Annotated in this window: 28 protein-coding genes; 5 read left to right on the top strand and 23 right to left on the bottom strand. The window is 45.2% G+C overall.

Annotation, left to right across the window (positions count from 1 at the left end; translation table 11 throughout):
• Positions 1-10: 10 nt before the first annotated feature.
• The 3 genes from ACYQ3L_RS21495 (at position 11) to ACYQ3L_RS21485 (ending at position 4,027) form a co-directional block, all read left to right on the top strand.
• A complete protein-coding gene (locus ACYQ3L_RS21495; RefSeq protein WP_379994873.1) occupies positions 11-2,521 on the top strand; it encodes a phage portal protein family protein in 2,511 nt (836 codons plus the stop codon).
• Between the two features lie 78 nt (positions 2,522-2,599).
• Positions 2,600-3,181, top strand: a complete 582-nt coding sequence (locus ACYQ3L_RS21490) for a hypothetical protein (RefSeq protein ID WP_379994874.1) — start codon at positions 2,600-2,602, stop codon at positions 3,179-3,181.
• 102 nt (positions 3,182-3,283) lie between these two features.
• On the top strand, positions 3,284-4,027 hold the full coding sequence (locus ACYQ3L_RS21485) for a hypothetical protein (RefSeq protein ID WP_379994876.1): 744 nt from the start codon (positions 3,284-3,286) through the stop codon (positions 4,025-4,027).
• A 61-nt stretch (positions 4,028-4,088) separates the two neighbouring features.
• On the opposite strand, the gene ACYQ3L_RS21480 is transcribed toward ACYQ3L_RS21485, so the two are convergent.
• From ACYQ3L_RS21480 to ACYQ3L_RS21375, 22 genes are all read right to left on the bottom strand, one after another.
• Entirely contained in the window at positions 4,089-4,376 is a 288-nt protein-coding gene (locus tag ACYQ3L_RS21480; protein WP_379994878.1) for a hypothetical protein, read from the bottom strand.
• 73 nt (positions 4,377-4,449) lie between these two features.
• Positions 4,450-4,836 (bottom strand): hypothetical protein, encoded by a 387-nt coding sequence (locus ACYQ3L_RS21475; RefSeq protein WP_379994880.1) that lies wholly within the window; start codon positions 4,834-4,836, stop codon positions 4,450-4,452.
• 7 nt (positions 4,837-4,843) lie between these two features.
• Positions 4,844-5,065, bottom strand: coding sequence for a hypothetical protein (locus ACYQ3L_RS21470; protein ID WP_379994882.1), 222 nt, complete (start codon positions 5,063-5,065; stop codon positions 4,844-4,846).
• 115 nt (positions 5,066-5,180) lie between these two features.
• Positions 5,181-5,426 (bottom strand): hypothetical protein, encoded by a 246-nt coding sequence (locus tag ACYQ3L_RS21465; RefSeq protein ID WP_379994884.1) that lies wholly within the window; start codon positions 5,424-5,426, stop codon positions 5,181-5,183.
• A complete protein-coding gene (locus ACYQ3L_RS21460) occupies positions 5,416-5,790 on the bottom strand; it encodes a hypothetical protein (RefSeq protein WP_379994886.1) in 375 nt (124 codons plus the stop codon). Before ACYQ3L_RS21460 ends, ACYQ3L_RS21465 begins: the two co-directional genes overlap by 11 nt.
• On the bottom strand, positions 5,787-6,041 hold the full coding sequence (locus ACYQ3L_RS21455; RefSeq protein ID WP_379994889.1) for a hypothetical protein: 255 nt from the start codon (positions 6,039-6,041) through the stop codon (positions 5,787-5,789). The genes ACYQ3L_RS21460 and ACYQ3L_RS21455 overlap by 4 nt, the downstream gene beginning before the upstream one ends.
• Positions 6,038-6,298 carry a hypothetical protein gene (locus ACYQ3L_RS21450; protein WP_379994891.1) on the bottom strand — a complete coding sequence of 87 codons (261 nt, stop codon included), beginning with the start codon at positions 6,296-6,298 and terminating at the stop codon, positions 6,038-6,040. Before ACYQ3L_RS21450 ends, ACYQ3L_RS21455 begins: the two co-directional genes overlap by 4 nt.
• Positions 6,298-6,750 carry a DUF4494 domain-containing protein gene (locus ACYQ3L_RS21445; protein WP_379994893.1) on the bottom strand — a complete coding sequence of 151 codons (453 nt, stop codon included), beginning with the start codon at positions 6,748-6,750 and terminating at the stop codon, positions 6,298-6,300. Before ACYQ3L_RS21445 ends, ACYQ3L_RS21450 begins: the two co-directional genes overlap by 1 nt.
• A gap of 31 nt (positions 6,751-6,781) precedes the next feature.
• Entirely contained in the window at positions 6,782-7,438 is a 657-nt protein-coding gene (locus tag ACYQ3L_RS21440) for a DUF3164 family protein (RefSeq protein WP_379994895.1), read from the bottom strand.
• A gap of 19 nt (positions 7,439-7,457) precedes the next feature.
• Positions 7,458-7,919 carry a hypothetical protein gene (locus ACYQ3L_RS21435; RefSeq protein ID WP_379994897.1) on the bottom strand — a complete coding sequence of 154 codons (462 nt, stop codon included), beginning with the start codon at positions 7,917-7,919 and terminating at the stop codon, positions 7,458-7,460.
• 15 nt (positions 7,920-7,934) lie between these two features.
• Complete coding sequence (locus ACYQ3L_RS21430; RefSeq protein ID WP_379994900.1) at positions 7,935-8,567, bottom strand: hypothetical protein; 633 nt, start codon at positions 8,565-8,567, stop codon at positions 7,935-7,937.
• Between the two features lie 6 nt (positions 8,568-8,573).
• On the bottom strand, positions 8,574-9,500 hold the full coding sequence (locus ACYQ3L_RS21425) for an AAA family ATPase (RefSeq protein ID WP_379994903.1): 927 nt from the start codon (positions 9,498-9,500) through the stop codon (positions 8,574-8,576).
• A 23-nt stretch (positions 9,501-9,523) separates the two neighbouring features.
• Positions 9,524-11,581, bottom strand: a complete 2,058-nt coding sequence (locus tag ACYQ3L_RS21420; RefSeq protein ID WP_379994905.1) for a hypothetical protein — start codon at positions 11,579-11,581, stop codon at positions 9,524-9,526.
• Positions 11,582-11,705: 124 nt separating this feature from the next.
• On the bottom strand, positions 11,706-11,882 hold the full coding sequence (locus ACYQ3L_RS21415) for a hypothetical protein (RefSeq protein WP_379994908.1): 177 nt from the start codon (positions 11,880-11,882) through the stop codon (positions 11,706-11,708).
• A complete protein-coding gene (locus ACYQ3L_RS21410; protein ID WP_379994910.1) occupies positions 11,879-12,124 on the bottom strand; it encodes a hypothetical protein in 246 nt (81 codons plus the stop codon). The genes ACYQ3L_RS21415 and ACYQ3L_RS21410 overlap by 4 nt, the downstream gene beginning before the upstream one ends.
• Positions 12,125-12,132: 8 nt before the next feature.
• Positions 12,133-12,342, bottom strand: coding sequence for a hypothetical protein (locus tag ACYQ3L_RS21405; RefSeq protein ID WP_379994912.1), 210 nt, complete (start codon positions 12,340-12,342; stop codon positions 12,133-12,135).
• On the bottom strand, positions 12,332-12,508 hold the full coding sequence (locus ACYQ3L_RS21400) for a hypothetical protein (protein WP_379994914.1): 177 nt from the start codon (positions 12,506-12,508) through the stop codon (positions 12,332-12,334). The genes ACYQ3L_RS21405 and ACYQ3L_RS21400 overlap by 11 nt, the downstream gene beginning before the upstream one ends.
• The gene (locus ACYQ3L_RS21395; RefSeq protein ID WP_379994917.1) at positions 12,498-12,782 is read right to left on the bottom strand and encodes a hypothetical protein; all 285 of its coding nucleotides are present in this window, start codon (positions 12,780-12,782) and stop codon (positions 12,498-12,500) included. Before ACYQ3L_RS21395 ends, ACYQ3L_RS21400 begins: the two co-directional genes overlap by 11 nt.
• A gap of 5 nt (positions 12,783-12,787) precedes the next feature.
• Positions 12,788-13,204, bottom strand: a complete 417-nt coding sequence (locus ACYQ3L_RS21390) for a hypothetical protein (protein ID WP_379994919.1) — start codon at positions 13,202-13,204, stop codon at positions 12,788-12,790.
• 18 nt (positions 13,205-13,222) lie between these two features.
• A complete protein-coding gene (locus ACYQ3L_RS21385; protein ID WP_379994921.1) occupies positions 13,223-13,411 on the bottom strand; it encodes a hypothetical protein in 189 nt (62 codons plus the stop codon).
• Between the two features lie 245 nt (positions 13,412-13,656).
• Complete coding sequence (locus tag ACYQ3L_RS21380) at positions 13,657-14,079, bottom strand: hypothetical protein (protein WP_379994923.1); 423 nt, start codon at positions 14,077-14,079, stop codon at positions 13,657-13,659.
• A 7-nt stretch (positions 14,080-14,086) separates the two neighbouring features.
• Positions 14,087-14,278 carry a hypothetical protein gene (locus ACYQ3L_RS21375; RefSeq protein ID WP_379994925.1) on the bottom strand — a complete coding sequence of 64 codons (192 nt, stop codon included), beginning with the start codon at positions 14,276-14,278 and terminating at the stop codon, positions 14,087-14,089.
• Positions 14,279-14,393: 115 nt separating this feature from the next.
• On the opposite strand from ACYQ3L_RS21375, the gene ACYQ3L_RS21370 reads away from it, so the two are divergent.
• Both ACYQ3L_RS21370 and ACYQ3L_RS21365 read left to right on the top strand, forming a co-directional pair.
• Positions 14,394-15,095, top strand: coding sequence for a S24 family peptidase (locus ACYQ3L_RS21370; protein ID WP_379994928.1), 702 nt, complete (start codon positions 14,394-14,396; stop codon positions 15,093-15,095).
• Positions 15,096-15,126: 31 nt separating this feature from the next.
• Positions 15,127-15,723, top strand: a complete 597-nt coding sequence (locus ACYQ3L_RS21365) for a hypothetical protein (RefSeq protein ID WP_379994930.1) — start codon at positions 15,127-15,129, stop codon at positions 15,721-15,723.
• Between the two features lie 579 nt (positions 15,724-16,302).
• On the opposite strand, the gene ACYQ3L_RS21360 is transcribed toward ACYQ3L_RS21365, so the two are convergent.
• Positions 16,303-17,202, bottom strand: coding sequence for a DUF2156 domain-containing protein (locus tag ACYQ3L_RS21360; protein ID WP_379994932.1), 900 nt, complete (start codon positions 17,200-17,202; stop codon positions 16,303-16,305).
• Positions 17,203-17,368 lie beyond the last annotated feature (166 nt).

Raw genomic sequence — 17,368 nt, 5'->3', positions numbered from 1 at the left:
AGCTGAAAATATGAATTTTATAGATAAGGCGGCGACATGGTTATTGGCAAAGGCAAGCAGGAACATTGTCGTTGCCGAATATTACAAACGGAGCGAAGGCAAGCGCGTAGACTATAAGCGGCAGGCTACCGTTATGTCGCGCAAGCAGATAAAAGACTGGACAAACGGCATGATCGCGGCCACCGACCCGGACAACCCGAAGCGCGGCGACCTGATGCGATTTTACGAAAACATGAAGTTGGACGGGCACTTAAAGAGTTGTGTCGAAAACCGCATCTTACCGGTGCAATGCGCGCCTTATAAACTGGTAGACAAAAGCGGCAACGAAGACACGGAGGCGAAGAAACTGCTCGAAAAACCATGGATGCTCGACCTTACAAAACTTGTCTGCTCCGAAACCTTCGAGGGTACAAAGCTTATCTGCATGTTCGACATCGACGTCAACGGCGAGCTGAAGCAAGTGGAGGAGGTACCGCAATCCAACTTCATACCGCAAAAAGGGGTTATCCTGATCGAGGAATACGACAGCGACGGGATCAGTTACCGGGAGGGCGCATATAAAAATTATTACTTCCAGGTGGGCGGCGATTGGAGCCTTGGCATTTTCGCCGGCCTGGCAACGGTTATTATTGCTAAAAAATTAGGGCTTGGCGCATGGATGTCGTATGTGGAAAAATACGGGGTGCCGCCGATCTTTGCCATCACCGACCGGATGGACGACAAACGCCGCGACGAACTGTTCGAAATGTTGCACGAGTTCCGCATGAATCATTTTGCGGTATTGCAGGGAAATGAAAAGATAGAGACGCCGCAAGGCTACAACGTGGATGCTTACAACACATTCAAGTCCCTGATGACGGACATTTGCGACCGGGAGATCGAGAAGGCGATACAGGGGAGCTCCGGGCTGAACAATGAAAAAGCATTCGTCGGCGCGGCCGAAGTACAGGAACGCATTTTAGGTTACAGGCACAAAGTCGACAAACTGAAATTCAAATACTACTTTAACACGGAGGTTAAGCCCCGGCTTGTAAAGTTAAGCCCTGCGTATGCTCCGCTGGCAAACCTCACATTTGAGTACGACGAAAGCGAGACGCTTACATTAAAAGAGATATTGGAGGCCGTCAAGGCATTGTCGCAATTCCTTGAGTTTGACATCGAGGAATTGAAGAAAATCACAGGCCTGCCAATTACAAAATTGCGCGCCGCCATAGGGCAACCCCCGGCAGATCCGGAACCGGAACCCGGCGGCACCGAAAAAAAAAAGAGTAAGGTAAGCGGTTTTTCGCTCTTAGCCCCTTACGCGCGCACGGCTTCCCCTTTGAGGGGCGGGGGGCTTACGGTAATACCGATCTATGCCGGCACATGGGACAAAGCGCAGGACGACCTGATAGAGAAAATCAGGAGTGGCGAAATCAAGCCGGAGGAGATAAACAAAGATTTCCTCCTGAAAACATACGACAGGCTGAACAAAGCTGCGCAAACCGGATACGGCAAAGAGTATTACAACGACGCCACCGCGCGCAAGCTGCGTGAAAACCTTTTGCGCTTTTCGGCCACAAAAACCCATGTGCAACAAAAGGAAGTGGAATTATACAGTAATTCCATCGACAACAAAAAGTTGTATGAGGCGGAGGCCGGGAAATATTTAAACCTCCAGAACGGGCACTATCTGGACGTGCAGGCGGCATGGGCGGCACGCAAGGCACAGGCCGCACGGCAGTTCCAGGACTGGATGCTGGGCAAAGACCTTTACCAGCGTGTAAAATTCCGCACGATGAGAGATAAGGACGTGCGTGCGCCGCATGCGGCGTTAGAGGGCATGGTTGTAAATATCGACGACCCGTTTCTGGACGACCACATGACGCCGCTAGACCCTAACTGCCGTTGCTGGTGGGAACAAACGCGCGAGGTATTAACCAACTTCACGCCCGATTATACACCCGATCCGCAATGGTCGGGCAACCCTGCCAAGACCGGCGAGATTTTCAACGACAACAACAGTTACAACCAAAAGGTCGAAAACAGCGAAACGCGTCTGGAGATACGCAGGCAGGCGGAACTTGCAAAGGAATATCTGCCGTATAACCGCGTGATAAAGGCCGGCGACAACAAAGTGTATGTTAATGACTTCGCCGATACAAAGGATTTGCCGCAAAATATTGAAGCCTCCAGGAAGTTAGCTGAAGGGTTGAATAAAGACATCTACATTCGTCCGCATATCAATGTCGACGGCGTAAAAAATCCGGAATTATCTGTCGGGAATAAAAACAGGAAAGCAGACCTGAAAACAATGTCTGAGGGAGCGAGTGTTAAAAATTTCGTTCAGAATCAGATAAAAAAAGCAAGCAAGCAAAATGCCAGTATTGCTGTTCTCGACATATCGGCCTACGATGGTTCGGTAAGTCAGGTTATTTCCGAGATATACGGCGCAATGAGGGGCGGACGCAATAAAAATATAAAAAGCATTGTGTTGATCAACGGCAACGAAGTGATACCGGTCGCCCTGAAAAAGCAATAAGGTAACAGCCGAAACCATTACCTTATTGTACAGATTCTTGACCCGGAAGCCGCGAATCGTTACAAAGATACAATTATTATGGCAAAAAAAAATAAAATACCCGATTTTTCACGTAAGGCTCAGAGGCTTATAAAAGCGCGGCCGCGTATGGTCGCCATAGAATCGGCAAAGTTTTTCAAGGATAGTTTTGTTAATGCCGGTTTTACGGACGAGTCGCTCCGCCCATGGATGAAACACGCGGGGCCGCTTGGAGGCAAAAAGATACTGATAGGCGGCGGAGGCGGCAACACCATGAACCTGATGCAAAGTATCAGGCCCCTGGAGGAGAACGAACAGCGCGTGCGCACCGGTACCGATGTGCCATACTCCGGAATACACAACGACGGCGGCGTTATAACCGTCACCCGCAAAATGAAAAAGTTTTGGTGGGCTAAGTATTACGAGTTTGCCGGGATGACAACCAAAACGAAAGGTGGCAAGGTTTCCAACTCCGCCAGGAACCGGGCAATAAATGCCAAGGCCGAATTTTGCCGCAATATGGCGCTCATGAGGATAGGTGCAAAAATAACTATTCCCAAACGCCAGTATCTGGGGGAAAGCAAAACGCTGTTCCGGCAATTCGAGGATTGGTGGAAAAGTGAAGTGGAAAGGGAGGAGTAATCAGTTAGCAGTCAACAGTCAACAGTTAACAGTGAAATTCATTGGCATATTTGCTAATTGGCACATTGAATTATCACATTGGCATATTAAATAATTAGCATTATGCAATATTGGAACGATATTTATACAGAGATCGCCGAAAAGATAACCGGGCTTAACGAGCGAGGCAAGGTTGATGATATAACCGAACTGGCAACGGTAAAGAGGCCGCAGGACGGTGACGCGGTGCGGGTGATGAGCGAAAAGGACACGGCCGGCAATAGTTTGATTTTTCGCTACACAGTGAAAAAGAACGAGTACGGCATTGTTGTATTCGAGGGCTGGGTAAACACCGGGCGTATATCTTTCGAAGGCAAACTTCCGGAAATACAATTCGTCGACCTTTGGCACGAGCAGGTAAGTTTTCTGACGGAGGAGTTGCCGTTTGCCACGCCCGCCGTATTTATCGGATTCTCCTCTGTGAACATCGAAGACCGGGGGCAACTTGTACAGGACTGCGACATGCAGGTAGATATGTATTTGTTTTTTGAGACATTCTCGGATACATACCAGGGCAGCAAAACACAAAGCCGGGCGCTCGACTACCTGAACAGCCTGACGCGCCTGCACGCGCTCTTTCACGGCAAAGACGGCGAAACATACAGCACCATGCGCCGTGTATATATGGGACGGGAGGAAAGCGGAGGCGCGGGCAACCTGTACCGCGTTTCTTTCCAGTGCAACGTAGTGGACTATTCAGCGCAACATATATACACCGAAAGCGAGAACCCGGACGCGGAGCTGGAGATAGAAGAAGGCGGCGTCCCCGTAATCGAAGAAACACCGCCTTTGTATGATGTTGGTTAATTTATCAGTTCAACAAAAAAAAGGCGAGCAGATCTGCCAGGAGTGATCGCCTTTTTTGTCCTTATTCCGGGAAAAACAGTTCTAATTGCGCTCTCGCTTCTGCCTCTCTCCTTGCTGCCTTTGCCGCTTTTCCGGCGGTCTTTTCTGCCTCTTCTTTGTCCAGTACTGCTAATTCATGTTTGGCATTTCGCGCAAGATATTTATTGAATGCAGGTTCGGAAACAAAGAAAACATCTTCAATGAGGTTTTTAAATATCCACCGTTGAGTGGCGCCTCTTTTCTGCTCTTTTATCACAATTTCCTGTATTGCAATGATTTTGAGTAATAAATTACGCTTGTTATATGCCATATCCGAAATATTTTGTACTTTTGCCTTTGCCGCCGGCCTTTTGCAAAATCTTTCGGGATATGTGAGAGGCTTTTTATTTTCCCGGCACTCCCGGTTTTTTATGAAAACGCTTACAATATTCGTCGTTATCAATGTTTTGTCCCGGTATTATTACCTTTCCTTTTTCGTCTACTATTGGTCTGTTAAAATTATGCAATGGAATTTCACCTGCCTTTAATTTCATATACAGGTCACCTTCAGAAACGCTCATCACGCGGGCTGCATTACCAAACTCCTTTAGCTTTTTACTTGCCTGCCTGAAAGAATATGGGAGTTCCCCCCATAGTTCCCGGCGCAGGTTCATTATCTCAATATCTTTATACAACAGTCGCTTTTTTAGCCCGTACACCTGATGCGCAAGGCTTATGTTCGCCATCAGGCTCAACACGACTATTACAACCAACACTATTATTATATCCATACTTTTATTACTCATTACTTATAAAATATCGTTCAATGTCACTTATACCCTTCTCCCGGCCATCGGGTGTGTTTACATCTATTTCTGTAATAAATCTATCTTCGATACCGTCAGCATCTTTATAGACTAATACATTCGCTATCGAAAGCAGGTCGCAACTCCACGTCCAGAATAAAGAATACTTATTCTTTAGCTCGTTGAATCGTTGTGTAAATTCTTCTTTGCTCATAATTTGCTAATCAATATATTAAACTATCTCCGCCTGCCTCACAAACCCAAATTCTTTACACAGGCGTTCAACCGCCTTCCGGTGCATCTTATTCATATCGACCTCGTTCTGGTACTCATAATAGATTGTCCGCGTCTTGGTGTTGATTTTCACCCCCCCCGATTTTCGAAGCCGGTAGATTATATCGCGTACTTTCCTTTCCATGCAGTATTTTATTAAGATTCTTTAAACATAATTCGTCATATCTGACCAGTTCATCAATAGAAGTAATATTCGGCCTGTCATCCCTGGGTAACGGCTGATTCTCGAGGGCTTTGGCCAGTTTCCTTATATCCTCTATTGTTACTTTCTTACGTTCCATGTTGCAACTGTTTATAATCTGCTTCTAGTTTTTCCACATAATCCAATATATCCGGCCAGGATGGCAACCCGCCGACCTGCTTGTCATCGATATACAGATGTGCCGATATTTTGCGGGAGTTAGTATTGTATATCTCCGTTTGCGCAGGGTTATTATCGTTCACCCTGTCGAAAGGGATATTATTTTCCAGCAGCCAGTTAACGGCGTCGCGTTGCGCGTCACCCTCGCGGCACGTCCAGACGATAAGGTAATGCCCTTTATCTTTCAGCGCCTGCATCACATCAGCCGCACAAGGAGCGGGCGCGCCGATACCCGGCCATTCCCCTGTGTGCAGCGTTCCGTCAAAATCTATTGCGATAATCATCCGTTGTCCTCCTCTTTTTCGGCGTCCTTCGCAATAACAAACAGGGTGAATGCCATTGTCATACCCATTTCCGACTCTTTGTCGCCGTCGCTCATCTCACTAACGTCTACCGCCAGAGGTTCATCGCGGTTGTAAAACTTCTTATCCTGTTCCTCCGGGCTAAGCGTTAAGCCCAGCATCGAAGCCGCCATATTTACGTGGCACTCGTCCACGATCAGCCGCACACATAATTCTTTCTTTGCCATAGTCAATCGTTTATAAAATCATTAATATTATTAACTATACAGACGCCTTCCATAATTTCCACGCTATCGACAGACACTATCGCTATCGCATGCGGGTGATGTTTCTCATTCAGGAACTTAATAAGGGGCAAAGCCGCCTCCCGTAATTCCTGATCAGCTTCGGTCCGGGCCTTTTCCCTGTCCGCTTTCATCTTCGCCTTAATATGTTCCGGCAGGGCTTCCTGTGCCTCCCGGTCGAATGTGATACATTTGATACTACTCATCACTCGTCCTCCTCTGCTTTACTTTCCGCCTCATACGGAAATACGTCCATGATTGCCGTTTCGCTCAATGATGCGATAGTATAATCCGCGAGGGTTCCCGCCATACCTTTTTTCACAACAGATAAAGCCTCCCCTATATCGCTCGCCTGCGCATATATTGTAACCGGTGTTTTCTTTTCTGTTCCGCTTTTTTCGTCCAGGGTGATAAAATTCACCTTAGCCTTAAACCAACGGTCGCCATTGCCATTAAAGAACATTTCGTTAATTTTTGCGGGCTTTATACCGACAACTTCAAACTCACCACTTATATAGGGCTTTATCTCCTTGATAAATCGCGCCTCCGCCTCTGTATGTGAGAGGGCATCCACCAGATACGGCTCGGTAACTTTTTTTTGCATTCCATTATCGAGCGTCTTTTCATACCGCGCCCGGCATTCAAACCAATTGTACATAATAGTCAATATTTTAAAAGTGAATAATTATTTAAGCCTCAGTCATTCCAAGCGGAATATTAACCCACTCGTTATTGTTGCCCCGTTTCTCAGCCCTTACATACTGTTTCGAGAGTACAGGACGGTACGCTGCCTCTATGATCTTCACCCCGTCGATAAACTCCTCGTTTCCGCTTTCGTCTGCCATCTTGCGGAGTTGCATCACGCGGGAGGCTTTCAGGGTTCCGGTCTTTGTGTTGGTGCTCAACAGCCGCAAAATACCGCTGACAAGCATTTGCGAGTCGCTGTCCTTCGCCAGCGATTCAATAAACTTTTGCACTTTCGCAATGCCGTCGTTTACCGTATCATCGTATGCGTCCGTCTCATGGTAACCCAAAATGATACGGCGTTTTCCATCCTGCGATGTGAAGGTGTGCGAGCGTTGGCCGTCCTTTATTCCAAAGGCGTCGGCTTTTAGTTCAACGGCTTCATCGAATTGCCTGTAAATACTTTCCTTTTTACTTGCGAGCATTTCCGACAATTCCTCTATCTGGGGAAAGACGCCGTTTATTGTTTCATCCACAAGTATTTTGTACGCTTCGCGGTTCTCCGCTGTTTTAACTTCTTTTTCTTTCCGGGCCTGTTCCTTCTTGAACTCCTCGAATTGCGCCATTTCGGCGGCTGTCATTTCTACTGTTTTTGTATTCATAATTTTATATTATATAAATTCATACACCCTCTGCCGCTTTATTCAATACCGACGACACCCACGCCCCGGCCTCGTTATTTTCAAATGCTTTGATAGCTGCTATTAACTTATGTTCCGGTGCATCGTTCAACCGTTGAACGCCACACGCCTTACAGGCTATTTTCTTGCCTTTGGCCGCATCGTATTCATACCCGGCATGTTTGAAAAATTGCCGGATAAGGAAGAACAACTTTTTACGCTGGGCGTCGTTCCGGTCGGCCGTTGTCCTGGCTTCTTTTTTCATCGCGTTAAGCATGGAGAAATAAGCGGAGCGACTCATATTGTATAACTCGTTCAGGCTTTCCGTTTTTCCGTCAGGGGAATACTGGCACACCCATGCCGCCTTTATATCCTCTTTGTAGGCTTCGTTATAATTGGCCGTCTTTTTCAGTAGGCCCCAAAAGGAACCATGGGAAACTTTGTTTTGTGCTTTTGTTGTCATATTATCAATGTTTTATTAATTGTCACCCCAAAAAATCGCGCTTTTCTCATCGTCCATCACCAGCTCGCCTCCGGGAGCGTACCGGCTTGTAATAAATGCCGTTAAGCCTTTCACATGAAGTATGACCTTTGCTATTTTCCTTGCCATCCTTGCAAGCGCGCCGTATGGCTCTTTTCTTTCTTCATGCGCAAGGAGGATAAACAGCTTGTCCGGGAATGCGTCAATTAGTTTTTTCTTTAGTTCCGAAGGGGTTATTTCATCCAAATACATTGTCAGGTTGTCGATTATTACAACTCCCATCCGTTTCTTTGTACCCTCGCCAAGTTCTTTTATAATATCCTCCATTGGCAGGTATTCATCCCATTGCACTTTTACCGAGGTTGTTACACCGGAGCGGCGCATACCGGCTTTAAAACTTTCGTCCGTGCCCTCCTCCGCCGATATATACCAAACCTTTTCATCCTTAGCCAGGTCTTTGGTCAGGAATCCGGCGAGCAATGTCTTGCCGTTCTTTTCCGGGCCGTATATGAGCCAGCAACCCTTTCTCTCGGCCGGGCCGATAGCTTCCTTCAGTATGGGGCTATACAGTTTTACCAGCCGTTTGGGTTTCTTGTCAAATAGGTTTTGTGTCGATAAACTCCGCGCCATGCCTCCTTAGTTGCTATGTAGTAAAAGAATGGATTGCGCGCGCCTCAGGCCGGAAATAGTGCCCGTTTCCTTGTCTACTATCAGGCACTGGTTAACCAGGCGGTCAAGGTCTTTTTTGTCCTCCATGTTGGCAGACAGCACGTCTCGGATAAGTTTTTTGTAAAAAGCTATCCTGCTGGCCTCGTCTTTAGGCACAATCTTTGAGAATTTCTCGGAAAAGCGGGAGAACAACTCGGCATAGTATGTATGGTCGTGCGACACACCTCTTTCTATTTTCGAGCGCAAAGCGTTTGCCCCCATAAGGTACCATCCGCAAAAGTCCTCTGTCGCGTTCCAGTATTCCTGTATAATGCCCAGGGCGTCTTTATCCAGTGCGCCGGCCTCGTCTATTATCATAACCGGGCGGTCGAGCACCGAGGAGAGGTAATATTTTGTATCTTCCTTGAGGTCTTTCAGCTTGCTTCTGCATCGCACCTCCAAACCGACGGCGCGCGCCAGGGCTTTTATCAGTTCTATTTTCGTACTGCATTGCGTCGCGTCGATATAGAACACATTCTTTTCTTTCTTGGCTATATACTTGGCAGCAAATGTTTTGCCTATCCCGCAGTTATCTACGAAAATGCGGCTTTTAGAATAGTCTTTGCAGAACATGATGTCCTCCCTTATCATTACAAAGACATCCGTTTCCACAGGCACCCAGTTTGTTTCGCGCAACGTTACGCCCACTTTCCGGCCGAGGGCAACCCACTGCGAGTTGCTTACCAGCTTGTCCAATTCGTCTACACCCTCTTTTATCTGTGTTTTTATACGGGAGAACACCGATACGTTCAAGTCCATCAGCCGGGCGTATGCGGCGTCTGTTCCGCCATAGTTGGCGCGTTGTTCTATCAGTGCGTTTGCAACCTTTTCTTTATATCCTTTCGGTAAGTTCATAAGTCAATATTTTTTAGTTATTATTAAAATCTTTCTTTCATCGAGGGCACAAACGATTGTGTTTGCGCTTCACCCATAAACATTTCTTCGTTGTCGTTTATATCTTCCAATGTGCGCGCCGTTTCGTCGCTGATTACAGGGTTATGCAGGCCGGGCATTACAAAGGAGTTGCCGACCGTTACCGGGCGGTTGTCCACGATTGTTACATTGTCTATTTGCTTTGCCCTGTTTTTCCCGTATGCCTCTGTCGTTGCCACATACTTGCTCATTAGTTCGCGATTGATCAGATCCTCGTCGGTTTGCTCTATCCGGGCTTTATTGTAGCGTGGTTTTTCAACGGCTTCACAGATAAACTGGTTTCCGATGTAGATATGGGCTTTCAGCACGCCGCCGAAATTGTTGTTAAGCCAATAAATATCTATGTCGCGGTTCTCGGCTTGCTTCATCAGGTTTATTAATTTATTGCCCACGGCAATCACCCCGTCCATACCTAAAAGGAACTCCGAGTTTCTAAAGCGGATTATTCCGGCATGTACCGACGTTTCCGTCTTATACCCTAAGTAGGGCAATATTCCGTGATAGTTCGTCGGGCGGACTTTAGGGTTTTGCATCGACAGGAACACGTCCCAACGGCTCATACCTTTTATTTTTGAGTGTTCCGAGTTGTTCCACGTCTGGATGTCGCGCAAACAACCTTCCACTATTTCATCGTATGGTATTATCTTTTCGGCACCGGGGCCGGCCTGGTTGGCTTCACTAAGCGCGAACGGGCGGGCCAGCCAACCGGCGCGGCGTTTCTCATACTTATACCTCAATGGCCTGTAATATGCTTCTATGCGCTTTCCGCGTGCGTTGTTCGCTTCTATGCGCACATACTGGAACATATTGCCCTCTTTCAGGAATGTATCTTTAAAACTCGCGTTCAGGTTAAGTTCGCCCTCCAGTTCCGCCGGGAGGTTAAGCCCCCATTGTGCATAGTTGCGCACCATCTGTCTGTAAAACTCGCTTATTATGCCGGCTTTTTCTTTTCCATATACCCAGCAGGTAAAGGCCTCGCTTCCCAGGTCAATACCGTTGTAAAACCACATGCGCTTGTTTTCGGCATACTTGAACACCGGTTGGCGGTCGTCAATGGATATGATAGAGCCGGCAAAGCCGGGTTGGTTGAGTGAGTGGTACGGCTTGAATCGTTGCATATATTTTTGTCTGTCGCCGCTTCTTTTCTTGTGCGTGCCTATTTCGTTCTCCCACTTGGTCAGATAAGTACGGATGGTGCTTTCGCTTATTTGCTTGTATTCTTTAGGGTTGTAGAGTTCCCCGGTTTCGTTGTTTATCACTTCCACATACCCGCTCAGGAAACCGTCGTATTGCCCGGCAACCTCCGCCGCCGTTGGCTTTTGTTCCACTCCGGCAAATAGGTTGTTGAGCAATTGTTCTGTGTGGTCGAATACTTTGCGTGCGTTGATGTTCTTGTGCTTGCCGGAAATGATCGCTTTGTAACTTCCGGTTTTATACTTGTTGTACACCCGGCGCAAGTATTGTTCGTTCTCCGGGAGCGTGTGCCCCGATTCTGTTTTGAAGCGGTTTATCTCAGTTGTGATAATGCCCCAGATATCGCGTACCTCTCCGCGTAATTCCTTGCGCAGCTTGTAGCGCATATCATAAATGCGGCCTGCTGTATTCAGCACCGACGCGTTAAGCGTATATTCATCTATTTTGTCTTTATCCAGGCCCGTGCCGTCGTCAAACCTGAATGTCCACGAGTAAAAATCAAAGGCCGCCATGTCGCGCACAAAGTGTTTTTCAAACAACGATTGTTGTACCAGCCTGGGAGGATTGCCCCACATGACCGCAACTGCTTCCTGCCACTTTTGCGGCAATGTATCGAGTTGCACAAGCATAGGGCTATTAGGGGCATTTATCCGCAATTTTATAACCTGCCCGCGTTCTACCTTCATTTGTAGCCCGCGTTCCCCGATCAAGCATAAACTTTCCGGGTGAGCGTTCTTGCCGCTAAATATCGCGCGGCCTTGTATGCCCGGCTTCCCGTTTATATATTCGTATGGATTATATTTTTGCATATCGTTATTGTTTCTTTTGTGGAGGAGGGATTCGAACCCCCGCTTTGCCTCATTTACTGCTAACTGTTTAACTGTTGACTGTTAACTGTAATCTCCCCCGGTTGCCCGTCTTTCCGGGCCGTCTTTATGATTCTATATACGCATCCACCTCCTTAGCGCTCAGGCTATGCGTCTCGCCTTTCCTGCCCCTTTCCGTGAAGGAATGCCCCTCTTTACAATTCCCATTGTACCTTACCTTTACCAGCACGCTGTTGCCGTTATACAGGTAATCCTTTCCCGGCTTTAAGTCTTTCGTTTTCATAGCCATCTATTTTGATTGTCAATAATATGCATCTTCAGGTCTGCTATACCTGCCTCCAACGCTGCCAGCTTGTCGAGTGCCTCGCGAACTCCGGACGCAGTGCTCAGGTCGTTATGCAACCTGATCGAGTTGTTACAGTCGTGGATAGTCAGCTTCATCTTGCCGTCAGCGTCTATCTTGGCATGGTAACACGCCATGCTGTTAGGGCTTTCAGGTAGTAAAAATTGTTTCTCGTTGTACATAATATCAATTATTTAGTTGTCAATTTCTTGCAGATCGCCATCACCCGTCGCTCCATCCTTATCACCTCCCTGGCTACTTCCCACCAGTACCTGTTCATCAGGTATGTCATTACACCCATCAGGGCGATAATACCCCCCCATATCAGCAGGCTTACGCCTGTATATGTCGTCAGCATTAATGCCAGCATCCAGCCGGCTATGATCAGTTTAGCCCTCATATTCTTCTATGTATGATTTAACCATGTTAGTACTCAACTCTTTCTTCACACCTCCGGCAGAAAATATATATCCGTTAATCGTTTCATACAGGTATACCACGGGAATATCTGTACGGTTTGCGGTATAGCGATACAGCCGGCCTTTTATCAGATCATTAGCTTTCATAGCCTACAGGTATTATGGTTATTATCGTATAGTCCCCGTTGGCGTTGCGTATATGCAGGGCGTCATATTTGGCCCATTCGCAGGCAGCCCGGTAGCTTGTATAGATGCCGTTAGCCTTGCTGTGTATCTCAGGGTTCAGGGCGTCGTAGATTTCCTTCAGGGTCTTTCCTTCTTCCAGCATCGACACGGCCTCGTCCTTCAGGCGTTGTACGAACTTGGTTATATTCTTCCTGTGCTGGCTTACATAGTGGCCGTTAACTATCGTTCTTTCCATGTCTTTCAGGCATTAATTTTGTTTTTCCGCTTCGTTTCTCCGGAGCCTTCCGACTCCAGGGCACGGCTGTATTCATATTGCAGGGCGTTGTATTTGTTCACAAGCCCGCTCCAGTGCTCCATATCCACGCCTGTGGCTATGCATCGCTCCATCTGCGCAAGGTCACGCTCGATGTCCTTCACGCTCCGGCGCTTAGGGTTATACAGGCAACCTTCACCCTTCAGCCGGTGATGATCCCCGCCGCGGGCTCCCTTGTTAACTGCTAACTGATCACTGTTACCTGTCGTCAGTCCCAGTTCCGCAACTTTCTTGTTTATTTTATAGGCTGACTTATTCAGCAGCTTTACCAGCACACCCATGTCAGGGTAATACTTGCGCAGGATATTGATCTCCTTTCTGTTCCAGATTGTCATTACTGCCATGATTTTACTGTTTTAAGGTTATACTTCTTGGTTTTTGTAGTTGGTGCGGTACATCTTCCGCACAAAATCGGCTTTCTCGCCTTTGGCATTTTCAAACAGCGCTTTGCTTACCGTCTGCCGGCAGCACCCGCATAGCCGCGCCAGGTCATTGATATACCCGTGACGCGGTACTTTCTTTGTCGCTACTTTCTGATCGTATCTTTCCATATGTATAAAAATTTAAAAATTCTTTGCTCCAGCCGGTGGCTCGAACACCGGTGCTTGCCTATCTGGAAAAATGATTAATTTTGAGGTCTAACTTTTAATCATTAATCATTATGGAGAATGAACTCTGGGAAAAATGCCAAATGTTGGTTGATGCTGGTTCGGGAGATTTAGTCATACATCTTTATGAAGAAGAATTGAGAACTAACCTGACCGACGAACAACTCCAAAAACTTGGCGACGTACATTCATTTCTTGAAAAAATGATGGAAAAAGATATTAAGATGAAGAATGTTATTTCTGCGCTTATAGATATGTCCCGAAAGGGAGTTATACTTGGCCCGAAGAAATAACCGCATGGCCTTTTTCCATCCGAGCATATCTCGCAAAATCTTGTAATCCAATGCATAGTACTGCGAGATTTGCTCTATTGCTTTGTGGTCAATTTGCATATTGCCAGTGCTACCGCCCTCGGCCTGTTCTCCTAACAGCCATAATTCAAATTCGCGCAAAGGGTGATTGCTTTTTACCCATACATCAGGCGCGGATTTAATATGGCAAACCTCTTTACCATCTACATTTACAGTATATTCTACATACTGTAGGCGCTTTATTATCCCCGGTATTTCCTTGTAATGGAGAGTCATTTCAATAGTCACTATACTTTTCATACCATCATCAGCTTTTTTTGAATAGCCCAAACTCCGGCACTTCTTCCCCGAAAAATTCAGGGAACGCGTCTACCAGCTTGCGCCGGTTCTGATCGCCCGCTTTGTAAAATAAATCTCTCAGGGCCACGTTAAACGAGCCTTCCCCCGTCCGTGTGCCGTTGTGCATTTGCATGAATACGCTTTGTGTTTTTTCTTTCATCCTTTCTTTATTTTTTTATTATATTTACAGCCACATAACATTTGTTATTCGAATACAAATATAAATGACAATATTCATTTATCAAAATAATCAATGACAATTTTCATTATTTAATATGAAATCTATTGACCGTCTATATGAATATATTGAGTATAAAGGCACAAAGCCTACTGTTTTCGAAAAAGAAATTGGTTTTTCTTCTGGCTATTTAAGTGTTCAGAAAAAGAGAAATGCCGATTTAGGAGAGAGTATATTAAAGAAAATAAATGACTATTGTCATGATCTGGATATCTCTTGGCTCCTCACAGGTGAGGGAGAGATGCTCAAGCAGGAAATAAAAAAATACAATATAGATAATGCCCCCCCTTTAATAGTTGCTGAACCTGAAAATAAAATTGAAGGGGAAACGGTTATACCTCTTTACGATATCAATGCGGCCGCGGGTATGCGCCTGCTATTCGAGAGTGGGAAGCAGAATATAATCGACACGATCAAGATTCCGTATATTACAAAGAGCGACGGCGCTATTTTTATTACAGGGGATAGTATGTACCCGTTGATGAAGTCGGGCGACATCGCAGTATATAGGCAGATTCATAGTCTCGATTACTTGCATTACGGCGACATTTACATCGTATCATATTCAGTAGAGGGTGACGAGTATGTCGTAATTAAGTATGTCCAGCGATCGGATAAGAAGGATCACCTGAAACTGGTATCTTACAACGAGCACTACAACCCGGTCGATATTCCGATATCCTCCGTTATGGCAATAGCCATTGTTCAGGCCAACATTAGATATAATACAATGACATAATAGATTTAACTAAAACATAAACTTTAAAAAAATGGAAGTGGTTATTTTGATCCTAATTGCCATAGGGTCTTTTTCTTTATCAATTCTTCTTCGAAAAAAGAAAAAAACAAATTCGCGAGCAATCAAATTTGAAGTAATGCGGGTATCAGGGCTAATCATGCAGTTTTTTGAAAGTTATGATATTATTTACTCAACATTGAATTTACAAACCCTGGAGAGTAGAGTTCGTTTTGTAGATAATTTTTACAATCAACTAATAACACTCCATACAGAAGATTATTATCAGTCGGCAATCAATAATGCAATACTTAATTATAAAAAATTATATCCAAATAGATACTTGAAAAAGTTACAGCTAAGTCTGATTCAAAACCCGGATATAACTCAATTAAAGGAGTTTTATGCGCGTTGTGTTGTTGTTAGTTTTAGCGGATATGCGGATAAGCAATTAAATGAAATCCAAGAATTAAAACGACAACACGCAATCAATAAACGGCGGGAACAGGTAATAGAGGTTGGCGATCAAGCAAAATATTTATTTAAAATACTAGAATTAGATACATCTGGCATACATCTGGATGAAATAGAGAAGATACGAGAATTATTTTATAATACCCGCGAGGCATAATTGCGCACACGTTTTATAAATCCATTAACAAAGTAATTTCGTCATAAACAAATAACTATCAGTTATTTATATATGCTCTATTATTTAAAAATATAATGTTATAAAGGGGGGGTAGAAACGCAATATTTTATCATATTTTTATATGTTTTATGTTATATACCCCCCTTTACAGTGGTATTTTTTATATATGTTTTGTTCGTCCGCTGTTCGTCCGCTTATTCGTCCATCCTGTTTTTCGGGTATTTTTTACCATCTCCGGGAGCATCAAAACAGGGCGCAAGTATAGCGGCATATACTTGCCGTTTATATGGCATTTATAGCGCGTTTAAATATAATTTAAGCACATGGGTAGCGGCACAAAAAAAGAGGCTCAACAGGCCTCTAAAAAATGCACCTACAATGCACCCGGAATATAAGCAAAATATCTTTCGTTTGTCGGCGCGTTCGGGGGTGTGTCTCTCTCAATCCCTTTATACAAAAGGCGTTTGCGCCTGTCCTCTCTTACTATCTAATATATATAAATCGTTTGGGGGGTATTACCTCTCTGCAAGTCCCCCTCCGGGGGATTAGGGGGCTAATTTATACCTTCGGTATCAACATCGCTTCCTCGAGAAGAATATCCGGATAGTAAGACATCTTGGCTTTGCGCAGATTGTCCAGTCCCATATCTTCCTCTCTGTTGATATACATAAAATCCGAGGCTTCGTGCTCTATAAACTGCTGATTGATGATGGTATAAGCACCATTCATATCCCCGAATGCTTTTTCCACATGCACCACAAAAGAGTCTTCAGTCAATGGTTCCCCTATTGTAAAAGCCACTATCTTTCCATTCACCCGGACAGCTCCCCCACGCAGTTGCAGGTATTCGAAATGTTCGAGCATCAGTCTTGTCGCAATATAATCGTAACGCTGCGTTATATTGATAGCTGATGTAGACTTCTCTTCCCACTCATCAAGCATCCTCACACATTCGTCCAGCTCTTTCTTAGTGGTCAGGGGGAAGTATTCCCAATCAGGATTATCCGCTTTAAAGCGGTTGATGTGATTCCGCTTGCTTTGCAGTTTTTTACCGGAAAGCTTTATTAGTTTTTCCGACAGATAAATATATTCATCATTATTCCTGTCGGGAAGGTAGCGGAATTTATCCGGCATCTCCTTCTGTATATTTTCCCACATCCGGAGTGTGATACCTTTCATCTGGAACGGGATTTTATTGTCTTCCGCATCTTTCATTATTAGCTCAAATGCGTCTCTCAGCGGCATTTTACCGATAGGCATCATGTAATAAAGCTGCCCGTCGGAATCCTGAAAACGGAGAAAAATAGTGCGGTGCTCTATGGCATACATTGTTTTAAACTTGGCATTCCAGGCAAACAGGTTGGCAAAGCAAAAGTCACAGGCTCTATAAATATTTCCGGAAAAACAGGCATCTATTTCCTTTTTATCAGTTAGTGTAATTTGTTTAAAGTTGATCATAAATAATGGGTTACATGTTTTAGATACAAGCAGACGGGAAAACAAGAAACGAGTTCCTGACCCTCAATCCAGATACCGGCATGTTATTTCATTTGCAAATCTATTCCTGTTCTACTTGTATTTCATTCGCTAAACAAAACTAATACAAATATTGTTCTCGAATATA

This window comes from Dysgonomonas termitidis, assembly GCF_054657735.1.
Note: the sequence above shows the minus strand (reverse complement) of the source record. Positions and strands in the feature narration are given on the sequence as shown.